Source organism: Mesorhizobium sp. M6A.T.Cr.TU.017.01.1.1, assembly GCF_004023115.1.
Classification (GTDB): Bacteria; Pseudomonadota; Alphaproteobacteria; order Rhizobiales; family Rhizobiaceae; genus Mesorhizobium; species Mesorhizobium mediterraneum.
The window spans coordinates 1-10,790 of sequence record NZ_RZTA01000162.1 but is presented as its reverse complement, the minus strand read 5'-3'; the positions used below and the strand labels follow the sequence as shown (position 1 = coordinate 10,790).

Annotated in this window: 13 protein-coding genes; 9 read left to right on the top strand and 4 right to left on the bottom strand. The window is 61.7% G+C overall.

What is annotated here, in order from left to right; translation table 11 throughout:
• Positions 1-592, top strand: a 592-nt coding sequence (locus tag EOB36_RS31165; RefSeq protein ID WP_128286386.1) for a phosphatase PAP2 family protein, incomplete at its 5' end; no start/stop codon positions are given.
• Between the two features lie 6 nt (positions 593-598).
• Here the strand turns inward: EOB36_RS31165 and EOB36_RS31160 are convergent.
• Both EOB36_RS31160 and EOB36_RS31155 read right to left on the bottom strand, forming a co-directional pair.
• Positions 599-1,249, bottom strand: coding sequence for an FMN-binding negative transcriptional regulator (locus EOB36_RS31160; RefSeq protein ID WP_128286385.1), 651 nt, complete (start codon positions 1,247-1,249; stop codon positions 599-601).
• Between the two features lie 5 nt (positions 1,250-1,254).
• On the bottom strand, positions 1,255-1,929 hold the full coding sequence (locus tag EOB36_RS31155; protein WP_095489603.1) for an alpha/beta hydrolase: 675 nt from the start codon (positions 1,927-1,929) through the stop codon (positions 1,255-1,257).
• Positions 1,930-2,171: 242 nt separating this feature from the next.
• Between EOB36_RS31155 and EOB36_RS31150 the strand changes: the two genes are divergently transcribed.
• The 7 genes from EOB36_RS31150 to sufA all read left to right on the top strand — a co-directional run bounded on the left by EOB36_RS31150 (position 2,172) and on the right by sufA (position 9,305).
• Positions 2,172-3,335 carry a cysteine desulfurase family protein gene (locus tag EOB36_RS31150; protein WP_128286384.1) on the top strand — a complete coding sequence of 388 codons (1,164 nt, stop codon included), beginning with the start codon at positions 2,172-2,174 and terminating at the stop codon, positions 3,333-3,335.
• A 189-nt stretch (positions 3,336-3,524) separates the two neighbouring features.
• Complete coding sequence (sufB, locus tag EOB36_RS31145; RefSeq protein ID WP_128286383.1) at positions 3,525-5,042, top strand: Fe-S cluster assembly protein SufB; 1,518 nt, start codon at positions 3,525-3,527, stop codon at positions 5,040-5,042.
• Between the two features lie 29 nt (positions 5,043-5,071).
• Positions 5,072-5,827, top strand: coding sequence for a Fe-S cluster assembly ATPase SufC (sufC, locus tag EOB36_RS31140; RefSeq protein WP_095489602.1), 756 nt, complete (start codon positions 5,072-5,074; stop codon positions 5,825-5,827).
• Positions 5,828-5,870: 43 nt separating this feature from the next.
• Positions 5,871-7,139, top strand: coding sequence for a Fe-S cluster assembly protein SufD (gene sufD / locus EOB36_RS31135; RefSeq protein WP_128286382.1), 1,269 nt, complete (start codon positions 5,871-5,873; stop codon positions 7,137-7,139).
• Positions 7,140-7,191: 52 nt separating this feature from the next.
• Positions 7,192-8,433 carry a cysteine desulfurase gene (locus tag EOB36_RS31130; RefSeq protein ID WP_128286381.1) on the top strand — a complete coding sequence of 414 codons (1,242 nt, stop codon included), beginning with the start codon at positions 7,192-7,194 and terminating at the stop codon, positions 8,431-8,433.
• Positions 8,434-8,438: 5 nt separating this feature from the next.
• On the top strand, positions 8,439-8,831 hold the full coding sequence (locus tag EOB36_RS31125) for an SUF system Fe-S cluster assembly protein (protein WP_128286380.1): 393 nt from the start codon (positions 8,439-8,441) through the stop codon (positions 8,829-8,831).
• A 93-nt stretch (positions 8,832-8,924) separates the two neighbouring features.
• Complete coding sequence (gene sufA, locus EOB36_RS31120; protein ID WP_006206001.1) at positions 8,925-9,305, top strand: Fe-S cluster assembly scaffold SufA; 381 nt, start codon at positions 8,925-8,927, stop codon at positions 9,303-9,305.
• 9 nt (positions 9,306-9,314) lie between these two features.
• On the opposite strand, the gene EOB36_RS31115 is transcribed toward sufA, so the two are convergent.
• Positions 9,315-9,812, bottom strand: a complete 498-nt coding sequence (locus tag EOB36_RS31115) for a GFA family protein (RefSeq protein ID WP_128286379.1) — start codon at positions 9,810-9,812, stop codon at positions 9,315-9,317.
• Between the two features lie 90 nt (positions 9,813-9,902).
• Here EOB36_RS31115 and EOB36_RS31110 point away from each other — a divergent pair, with 90 nt between their 5' ends.
• Positions 9,903-10,226, top strand: a complete 324-nt coding sequence (locus EOB36_RS31110) for a TfoX/Sxy family protein (RefSeq protein ID WP_095489599.1) — start codon at positions 9,903-9,905, stop codon at positions 10,224-10,226.
• Positions 10,227-10,251: 25 nt separating this feature from the next.
• Here EOB36_RS31110 and EOB36_RS31105 read toward each other — a convergent pair.
• Positions 10,252-10,790 (bottom strand): PfkB family carbohydrate kinase (locus tag EOB36_RS31105; protein WP_245467947.1); only part of this gene is annotated, 539 nt, incomplete at its 5' end.

The following is a 10,790-nucleotide window of genomic DNA, read 5'->3' as shown; positions in this document are numbered from 1 at the left end:
GGGCGTCTGTTATCTCATCCCGCCGCTGGTGCTGTTCGTGCCGGTCAATCTGCTGGACTGGCAAGCCCTTTCAAGGCGTTGGTGCATGCTTGCATACAACTGGACCTGCTTCGCCTTCTTCGTGCTGAGCGCGGCCGGTTTGTCGGGGCTGACGGTGACGGTCTTGAAGCACGTCTTCGGTCGCAGCCGGCCAGTCTTGGACATGGGGTTATTCTCGTTCCGCCCATTTGAGTTCGACCCGTATTTCGCCAGTTTTCCGTCCGGCCATGCAACGAATATGGGCATGCTTGCGGCCGTGGTGATCCTTCTTTCCCCGGCATGGGGGAAATACGTTGTTTTGCCCATCACCGTCTGGGTAGCGGCGACGCGGATTGCGGTCGGTGCACACTATCCGAGCGATACGATAGCGGGCTTCGGCCTCGGCATGGCTTGCACCGTCGTTACGGCGCTGGTCTTTGCTCGGCTCGGCTTCATCTTCCGCCAAACCGCGGCGGGACTGCCGATCCGCAAGAAGACGTTCAGGCTCAGCGCGGCGTGGCGCAAGCCGGCCGGGTCGACACCGACGCCTGTCCTGGCAGCAGCCAATCCCTGACGGATACTACTTGCTATCCAGCCCGCCGTAGGATCGTACCAGCCGGACCATGTCGGGCGAGTTCGGGCTCTCGCTCTCGAGCCCTTCGGAAACACCGCTACGGTCGGCGATCGGCCGGTTCTGGCTGACCTTCCACTTGCCTTGGATGTCAGTGATCTCGATTTCCAGCCCGACAATGCCCTTGATCTGCGACTGGATGAAGGTGGTTGGCGCGTCGGTCACCGCCCAAGGTGCTTCGCGAGCGCCTTCCTGTGACACCGTCAAATCGGAAATCTGCTGGGCCAGCCAGTCCTGGTCCTCGATCACCGTTACGATGCCGCGCACCTGGACAACGGCGTAGTTCCAGGTCGGCACGACCTTGCCGGTCTCGCGCTTGGTTTCATACCAGGACGGCGTCACATAGGCGTCTGTGCCCTGGAAGACGACCAGCACCGGCGATGCCGGGCTGTCGGCCAGCAGCCGCCATTGCGGATTGGCTCTCGCCAGATGCGCGCGCAACCTGCCGTTCGGCGGCACATCGGCGTCGAGCAGGAACGGGATCGCGTTGGCGACCGGCCCCTCGGCTCCATTTGAGATCAGCAGGCCAAGCGGATGCGCCCGGATCAGCCCGTGCAGCACGTCCTGCCGCGTTTCCTGGAAATGAGGGGGCTGGTACATCGCTGTTATCTCAGCCGTTTCGGCCGCGGGTCGGACAATTCGCCGGCCAGCCGGCGATCGAGATAGTCCGCGCATTCCTGGAGCAGGAGGTCCGCATCGTTGGAGAAGAAATGGTTGGCGCCGGGCAAGGTCTTCTGGGTGATGGTGATGCCCTTTTGCGTGTGCAATTTGTCGACCAGTCCTTGCACGTCCTTTGGCGGCGCCACCTTGTCGGCGTCGCCATGGATGATGAGGCCAGACGACGGGCAGGGCGCCAGGAACGAGAAATCATAGGTGTTGGGCTGCGGCGCGATTGAGATGAAGCCTTCGATCTCCGGCCGGCGCATCAGAAGCTGCATGCCGATCCACGAGCCGAACGAATAGCCGGCGACCCAGCAACTCTTGGAATCCGGGTGCAGCGACTGCACCCAGTCAAGTGCCGCGGCCGCATCCGACAATTCGCCGGTGCCATGGTCGAATTCGCCCTGGCTGCGGCCAATGCCGCGAAAATTGAAGCGAAGCGTGGTGAAATCCCGCTTCTGGAACATGTAGAAGAGGTCGTAGACGATCTTGTTGTTCATCGTGCCGCCGAACTGGGGGTGCGGATGCAGGACGATGGCAATCGGCGCGCTCTTTTCCTTGGAAGGCTGGTAGCGACCCTCCAGGCGGCCGGCCGGACCGGTAAAAATGACCTCAGGCATAAAATACTCCACATGGCATAAGAATGCGCGGCGCCCGGAACAACTCTTCCTCTGGCCTTGACGCAGGGCGAGCGTCTTCTTAGAAGCTAGTTTAGAATTGTTCAAAACTGGGTGGCCAAAAAAATCGTGGCTCGGCCACCCGCGCCGCAAGTCGCGTAAATAGGACGGCTTGCCTTGCAATTTCAAGGAAATAACGCGCTATCCTCGCGGAATGGCTCTTGAAGGGACCAATCGAAACGAAAATGACCGGAAGACGCGCCTATCTCGACTATAATGCCAGTGCGCCGCTGCTTGCCGCGGCGCGTGCGGCAATGATTGCCGCCCTCGATGCCGCCGCCAACCCGTCTTCGGTCCATGCCGAGGGGCGCGCCGCACGGCGGCTGATCGAGAATGCGAGGCGCGATGTGGCAGCACTGGTCAACGCCAGGGCCGAGCATGTCGTGTTCACCTCCGGTGCGACGGAAGCCGCCTCGACGTTGCTGACGCCGGATTGGCAGATGGGGCGCGGCACTATCCGCATGAGCCGGCTCTACGTCTGCGAGGCCGACCATCCTTGCGTGCTGAATGGCGGGCGTTTTCCAGCAGCCCAGGTGACGCGGATCGGCGTCGAGGGCAACGGCATAATCAAGCTGGACGCGTTGGCGGCGGCACTCGCCGCGCACGACAAGGTAGACGGCCTGCCGCTGGTGGCGATCCATGCCGCCAACAACGAGACCGGCGTCATCCAGCCCGTCGACCGCATCGCCGAAATCGTCAAGGCGGCGGGCGGCATCCTGGTCGTCGACGCCGTGCAGGCGGCCGGTCGCATTCCGCTCGATATGTCAGCGGGTTACGCCGATTACTTGATTCTGTCTTCGCACAAGATCGGCGGTCCCAAGGGCGTTGGCGCCGTCGTCGCCGCCTCGGACCTGATGATGCCGAGGCCCTTGGTTACCGGCGGCGGCCAGGAAAAGGGTCATCGCGGCGGCACCGAAAACCCGGCCGCGATCGCTGGTTTTGGCGCGGCGGCGCGGGAAGCCATGATCGGATTGAAGAGCATCGACGCCGTCGCTCGCCATCGCGACGAGATCGAGGCCATCGTAAAAACGCTGGTGCCGGATGCGGAAATCTTCGGAACCGGCGCGCCGAGGCTTGCCAATACGACATTCTTCGCTATTGCGGGCATCAAGGCCGAGACGGCGCAGATCGCCTTCGACCTGGCCGGCGTGGCGCTGTCGGCCGGGTCGGCCTGTTCGTCGGGCAAAGTCGGCCCGAGCCATGTTCTGAAGGCCATGGGGCACAGTGACAGCCTTGGCGCTTTGCGCGTGTCCATCGGCCACGCAACGAGCGCCGAGGACATCGAACTGTTCCGTGCCGCGCTGGCAGATATTGCCTCGCGCCGCGGGGGCAGGGAAAAAGCCGCCTGAGTGCGGCAGAATGATGCAGGCCTTCCGGCCTGGTAGAGCCGTGCGTTTCATGGTGGCCGGGTGAATTTCCGGCAGGGACGCACTATATGGAACTTACGCCGCTTAGGGGGTGCCCTCGGGGTACTCGTTTCGCGGTGCCATAGTTTGAAAACTGCCGGGCCTTGACCCCGGCGTGGATGGAGAACGCATATGCCTGCTGTGCAGGACACGATCGATCGGGTCCGAAAGATCGACGTCGACCAGTATAAATACGGATTCCAGACCGAAATCGCGATGGACAAGGCCCCAAAGGGCCTGAGCGAAGATATTATCCGCTTCATTTCGGCGAAGAAGGACGAGCCGTCCTGGATGCTGGAATGGCGTCTGGAAGCCTATCGGCGCTGGGTGACGCTGGACGAGCCGAAGTGGGCGCGCGTCCATTATCCGAAGATCGATTTCCAGGACCTCTACTACTATGCGGCGCCCAAGAGCACGCCGGGACCGACCTCGCTGAGCGACGTCGATCCCGAACTGTTGAGGGTCTATGAAAAGCTCGGTATCCCGCTGAAGGAACAGGAAATCCTCGCCGGCGTGCAGAAAACCGATGTGTCGGAATTCGAGGAAGCCAGCGACAATGTCTACAAGTCTGGTCGCGTCGCCGTCGATGCCGTGTTCGATTCGGTTTCCGTCGTCACCACCTTCAAGAAGGAGCTGGCACAGGCCGGCGTCATCTTCTGCTCGATCTCGGAAGCGATCCGCGAGCATCCGGAGTTGGTGAAGAAATACCTCGGTTCGGTCGTGCCGACCTCCGACAATTTCTACGCGACGCTGAATTCGGCGGTATTCACCGACGGCTCGTTCGTCTTCGTGCCCAAGGGCGTGCGATGCCCGATGGAACTGTCGACATATTTCCGCATGAACGAGAAGAACACCGGCCAGTTCGAGCGCACGCTGATCATCGCCGAGGAGGGGGCATACGTCTCCTATCTCGAAGGCTGCACGGCGCCGCAGCGCGACGAGAACCAGCTTCACGCCGCCGTGGTCGAACTGATCGCGCTCGACGATGCCGAGATCAAATACTCGACGGTGCAGAACTGGTACCCCGGCGATGCCGAGGGCAAGGGCGGCATCTACAATTTCGTCACCAAGCGTGGCGACTGCCGTGGCGATCGCTCGAAGATTTCGTGGACGCAGGTCGAGACCGGCTCGGCGATCACCTGGAAATATCCGAGTTGCATCCTGCGCGGCGACGATTCCAGCGGCGAGTTCTATTCGATCGCCGTGTCGAACGGCTACCAGCAGGTCGATAGCGGCACCAAGATGATCCATCTCGGTAAGAACACGTCGAGCCGCATCATCTCCAAGGGCATCGCCGCCGGCTTCTCGCAGAACACCTATCGCGGCCAGGTCTCGGCGCACCGTAAGGCGACCAACGCCCGCAACTTCACCAACTGTGACTCGCTGCTGATCGGCGACCAGTGCGGCGCGCATACCGTGCCCTACATGGAAGCCAAGAACGCGTCGGCGCAGTTCGAGCATGAGGCGACCACCTCGAAGATTTCCGAGGACCAGAAATTCTACGTCATGCAGCGCGGCATTCCGGAAGAAGAGGCGATCGCGCTGATCGTCAACGGCTTCGTCAAGGACGTCATCCAGCAACTGCCGATGGAGTTCGCGGTCGAGGCGCAGAAGCTGATTGGGATTAGCTTAGAGGGCTCGGTCGGCTGACCGGATAAAAATTTTCAGGAAAAGAAAAAATGCTTGAGATCAGAAACCTGCATGCCCGCATCGTCGATGACGGCACCGAGATCATCCGCGGCTTGAACCTGACGGTGAAAGCCGGTGAGGTCGCCGCCATTATGGGCCCTAACGGCTCAGGAAAATCGACGCTGTCCTACATCCTCGCCGGTCGCGAGGATTATGAAGTGACCGAAGGCGAAATCCTCTACAACGGCCAGTCGATCCTCGAAATGGACCCGGCCGAGCGTGCCACCGCAGGCATCTTCCTCGCCTTTCAGTATCCGATGGAGATACCGGGCGTGGCGACGATGGAATTCCTGAAAGTGGCGATGAACGAGCAGCGCAAGGCGCGCGGCGAGGAGCCGCTGAAGATCCCGGAATTCCTGAAGCGCGTGAAGGACGCGGCCGCCTTGCTCGACATGGACATGGCAATGCTGAAACGGCCGCTCAATGTCGGCTTTTCCGGCGGCGAGAAGAAGCGCGCCGAGATCCTGCAGATGAAGCTTCTGGAGCCAAAACTGTGCGTGCTCGACGAGACTGATTCCGGCCTCGACATCGATGCGCTGAAGATCGTCTCGGAAGGCGTCAATGCGTTGCGCGCGCCAGACCGCGCCATCGTCATCATCACCCACTACCAGCGCCTGCTTCAGTACATCGTGCCGGATAGTGTGCACGTGCTCTACAGAGGCCAGGTGGTCAAGTCCGGCGACAAGTCGCTGGCGCTCGACCTCGAAGCCAATGGCTATGCCGGCGTGATCGGCCAAGCCGCGTGAGATGCCAGAAGGCCCAGAAGGCAAGCCAAACAAGGCGAAACTGATGAATATACACACGACACCCCAGCGAACGCCGGCCGAAACAGCGCTGATCGACGCCTTCAGCGACCGGCTGTCGCTGCTGCCCGGCGACGGCACGGTGATGCTGAAGCGTGACGATGCCATCGAGGCGATCAAGAGCGGACTGCCGACGCGGCGCATCGAATCCTGGCATTACACCGACCTGCGCCGTCTGCTGAATGCAGTGCCGGACTTCGATCCGGCAGCCGCCGCGAAAGCCATTGCGCCGATCGTTGAGGGCTCCGTCATTTTGCCGGTGCTGAACGGCGTGTCGAGCGCGAAAGTGCCTGTCATCGACGGCGTTATCGTCCAGCGCCTGTCGGAGAAATTAACCGACGGCAGCATCGCACCTGGGCTCGATCCCTACGGCACCGACGATGCCATCGGCGCACTGAACACAGCCTTTGTCGCCGACGGCTATTTTGTCGACATCGCCGATGGCGCCGAACTGGACAAGCCAGTCGAGTTGCAGAACCTGCAGGCCGGCGGCCAGACGCATGTGCGCCTGGCCGTCCGCGTCGGTGCCGGCGCCAAGGCTGTCATCGTCGAGCGCCAGACGGGCGAGGGCGCCGCACTGGTCAGTTCGGTCAGCCAGCTTCTGCTTGACGAGGGCGCCGACGTGACGTGGCTGATCGTGCAGGAGCAGCCGGATACGGCCACGCATCTTGCCCAGTTCAAGGCGCATCTTGGCAAGAATTCCAAACTGACGCTGTTCGTGATGAATGCCGGCGGCAAGCTGGTGCGTCAGGAGATCGTGGTCAAGACGACAGGCGAAGGCGCCGATTTCACGCTGCGCGGCATCAACCTGCTTGCCGGCGACACCCATACGGACGTGACCATGGTGCTCGACCATGCCGTGCCGCACACGGCTTCCACGGAAGTGATCCGCAACGTGGTAACGGGAAGAGCGCGCGGCGTCTTCCAGGGGCGCATCAACGTCCACCAATATGCGCAGAAGACCAACGCCAAGATGGCCTGCAACACGCTGCTTCTGTCGGACGACGGCGAGTTCTCGACCAAGCCGGAGCTCGAGATCTTCGCCGACGACGTCGTCTGCGGCCATGGCGCGACCGTCACCGAGATCGACCACAGCCATCTGTTCTACCTGATGGCGCGCGGTGTCGACGAGAAGTCGGCCCGTGGCCTGTTGGTGAAGGCGTTCGTCGCCGAGGTGATCGAGGAACTGGACGACGAGGCGATTGTCGAGGCGCTGGAAACGAGGCTCGACGGCTGGTTCGCGACGCACGGGTGAAGTGGGTGAGGGGTGCTGGACGGAATGAGGCGATGCCTCGAGAGAGCTTGTGATGGACCAGAAAGTCGAAAACATCCCCTACGACGTCGAGGCGATCCGCCGCGACTTCCCGATCCTGTCGCGGGAAGTCTACGGCAAACCGCTGGTCTATCTCGACAATGGCGCTTCGGCACAGAAGCCGCAGATCGTGCTCGACACCATCCAGCACGCTTATTCCCAGGAATACGCCAACGTCCATCGCGGGCTGCATTTCCTGTCGAATGCCGCGACCGATGCCTATGAAAAAGCGCGCGAGACGGTTCGCCGTTTCCTCAATGCACCAAGCACCGACAACATCGTCTTCACTTCCAACACGACCGCGGCGATCAACACTGTTGCTTATGGTTATGGCATGCCCAACCTCGGCGAGGGCGACGAAATAGTCCTTTCGATCATGGAGCACCATTCCAACATCGTGCCGTGGCATTTCATCCGCGAGCGGCAGGGTGCCAAGCTTGTCTGGGTGCCGGTCGACGATCTCGGCGTCTTCCACATCGAAGAGTTCGAGAAGCAGCTGACCGATCGCACCAAGCTCGTCGCCATCACGCACATGTCGAACGCACTGGGCACGGTGACGCCGATCAAGGAGATCGTCCGCATCGCGCACGCGCGCGGCATTCCGGTGCTGGTCGACGGCAGCCAGAGCGCCGTGCATATGCCGATCGACGTGCAGGATCTCGACTGCGATTTCTTCGTCTTCACCGGCCACAAGGTCTACGGGCCCTCGGGCATCGGCGTGCTGTATGGCAAGAAGGACATGCTGGAACGCATGCGCCCATTCATGGGCGGCGGCGAGATGATCGAGGAGGTGACGCAAGACATCGTCACCTACAACGATCCGCCGCACCGCTTCGAGGCCGGCACGCCGCCGATCGTGCAGGCGATCGGGCTGGGCGCTGCGCTGGAATACATGGAAAAGATCGGCCGCGAGCGCATTGCCGCGCACGAGGCCGATTTGAAGGATTATGCCCATCAGCGGCTACGGGCCATCAATTCGCTGCGCATCTTCGGCGATGCGCCCGATAAGGGCGCCATCATCTCCTTCGAGCTTCAGGGCATTCATGCCCACGACGTGTCGATGGTGATCGATCGCCAGGGCGTTGCTGTCCGCGCCGGCACCCATTGCGCCCAGCCGCTGTTGAAACGTTTCGGCGTAACCTCCACATGCAGGGCATCGTTCGGCATGTATAATACCAGGGCCGAAGTCGACGCTTTGGCCGATGCACTCGAAAAAGCGCGAAAATTCTTCGGATGACGATCATGGATGATGCAGGCCGCACCGCTGAGACCACTTCGGAAACGACTGCCAACGGTCTGGTTTCCGCCTCGGCCATTCCCGCCGACGAATTGGCGCGGCTGACCGACGACATCGTCTCGGCGCTGAAGACAGTCTACGATCCGGAAATCCCGGCCGACATCTACGAGCTTGGCCTGATCTACAAGATCGACATCGAGGACGACCGCTCGGTCAAAATCGACATGACGCTGACCGCACCGGGCTGCCCGGTGGCCGGCGAAATGCCTGGCTGGGTGGAAAATGCCGTCGGCGCCGTCGAAGGCGTGTCTGGTGTCGACGTCAACATGACCTTCGATCCGCCCTGGTCGCCCGACCGCATGTCGGAAGAGGCGCAGGTGGCGGTGGGCTGGTATTAATGGGCGTACTTGCGCCGGGCAGAAAATTTCACCATTTTAGGTGAGGAATCATTCGGCAGGCCTTGAACCTGCACGCAATGGAGAAAGAAAAAGATGGGACGCTTCGCCGTCATCACGATGACCGAAAAGGCTGCCGACCGGGTGCGCGAGATCGTCGCGACCCGTGAGAATGCGCATGGCATTCGCCTTGGCATCAAGAAGGGCGGCTGCGCCGGCATGGAATATACGGTCGACCTGGTGACCGAGCCCAATACCAAGGACGATCATATCGAGCGCGATGGCGCCCACGTCTATGTCGCGCCGGAGGCGGCGCTTTTCCTGTTTGGCACCGAAATGGATTTCGAGCAGACGACGCTGCGCACCGGCTTCACCTTCCGCAACCCGAACCAGAGCTCGGCCTGCGGCTGCGGCGAATCGGTTGAACTCAAGCCGGCCGATCTGAAGGCACTGGCCGAGGCACGCGCTTCGGCCTGATCGGGCTCCTCACTCCACCCACATTTTTGTTCGTTTGTGCCAGTCGGCGATCGACTCTTCCGGGTAGACGTCGAACACCTTGTCGCCCTTGCCGACGTCAGGTTCGACCCAGTTCGCCTTGTATTTCAGCATGAGATGCACCTTTCCAGGTGGTTTCGGCAGGTCTGTGTCGATCGCCGAGGCGAAGGGATGAACCAGTTCCGGCCAGGTCGGATCGTAGAGCCACAGTGCCGATCCGCATTTCCGGCAGAAATTCCGCTCGCCTGACGAGATTTCGCATTGCGGATGCTCGTCGTCCTCGATCTCGGCTTGATAGACACCGAGATTGCGCTTGCCCTTGATTTTCAGCGTATCGAAATCGGCACCGAGATTGATGGCAAAGCCACCGCCGCCTTGCTGCTTGCGACAGATCGAGCAGTAGCAAAGCATGAACGGCACCGGCGTGTGGCTTTCCACCTCGAAACGGACAGCGTTGCACCGGCAGGACCCTTTGAGCAGAAGCGGCATGAAAAAACTCCGACGAAATTGGTCTCAACTTGTCAGGATGGTGCTGGTTGCGGCGATGACAAGGAGAAATCCGGGTGACATGATCGACGCATGGACAATGAACGCATTGCCGAACTTTTCGAAGGCCTCGGCCCGGTCAGCATCCGCAAGCTGTTCGGCGGCAAGGGCATCTACTTCGACCGGGTCATCGTCGCGATCGTCCTTCGCGGTGAACTTTTGCTGAAGGCCGACGCGGAAAGCGCGCCGGAATTCGAAGCGGCCGGCTGTCGGCAATGGACCTATACCGGCTCGAGGCATGGCAAACTCGTGTCCATGCCATACTGGAGCATCCCTGACAGTGCCTTCGATGATCCGGATGAGATGGCGGTCTGGGCACGCCGAGCCTATGAGGCGGGGCTGCGGGCCGGCAAGTAGGCTTGCCTCCCCGCTGGTCATCACCTCATGCCAAGTCCTGCGCCTCGGGCACAAGGGTCAGCGCCTCAGCAAAACTCGCCGCCGTAAAAGCCGGCGCACGCCCCATACCCTCGCTGGCAAGCATCGCCACGGCAACGCCTTCGCGTAGCGCCGCACGTAGTGTCAGGCCGTTGAGCAGGGCAGCCACCGTTGCACCCGCCAGCGCATCGCCGGCGCTGTCCGACACCTTTCCTGGGGCTGGCGGCAGGATCGAGAAGGCGCCGACCTCGTCGAAGCCCAGCACCGGACCGTCATCCGCCGTCACGACGCCGCCTTTGAGGTCCGCGCGCCTCAGGCCGTCGATGATATCTTGCTCCGCAGCACCGATACCCACATCGGCGAGTGCGATGGCCTCGCGCCGGTTCATGAAGACCAGCGCCAGACTGCCGAGCATTGGCGCGAGTCGCGCCGCCTTGGCCGGTGAGACGGCAAGGGCGAAAACCGGCTTGCCGGCGGCAAGCGCCACCAGCCGCTCAAGTGCTGCCGATGGCAGGTTTGCGTCGCACAGGATCGCATCGGCAGCGC

Coding starts and splice junctions, on each gene's coding strand:
- EOB36_RS31160 (WP_128286385.1), bottom strand. CDS start 1,249: ATGTACCAGCCCCCTCATTTCCAGGAAACGCGGCAGGACGTGCTGCAC.
- EOB36_RS31155 (WP_095489603.1), bottom strand. CDS start 1,929: ATGCCTGAGGTCATTTTTACCGGTCCGGCCGGCCGCCTGGAGGGTCGC.
- EOB36_RS31150 (WP_128286384.1), top strand. CDS start 2,172: ATGACCGGAAGACGCGCCTATCTCGACTATAATGCCAGTGCGCCGCTG.
- sufB (WP_128286383.1), top strand. CDS start 3,525: ATGCCTGCTGTGCAGGACACGATCGATCGGGTCCGAAAGATCGACGTC.
- sufC (WP_095489602.1), top strand. CDS start 5,072: ATGCTTGAGATCAGAAACCTGCATGCCCGCATCGTCGATGACGGCACC.
- sufD (WP_128286382.1), top strand. CDS start 5,871: ATGAATATACACACGACACCCCAGCGAACGCCGGCCGAAACAGCGCTG.
- EOB36_RS31130 (WP_128286381.1), top strand. CDS start 7,192: ATGGACCAGAAAGTCGAAAACATCCCCTACGACGTCGAGGCGATCCGC.
- EOB36_RS31125 (WP_128286380.1), top strand. CDS start 8,439: ATGGATGATGCAGGCCGCACCGCTGAGACCACTTCGGAAACGACTGCC.
- sufA (WP_006206001.1), top strand. CDS start 8,925: ATGGGACGCTTCGCCGTCATCACGATGACCGAAAAGGCTGCCGACCGG.
- EOB36_RS31115 (WP_128286379.1), bottom strand. CDS start 9,812: ATGCCGCTTCTGCTCAAAGGGTCCTGCCGGTGCAACGCTGTCCGTTTC.
- EOB36_RS31110 (WP_095489599.1), top strand. CDS start 9,903: ATGGACAATGAACGCATTGCCGAACTTTTCGAAGGCCTCGGCCCGGTC.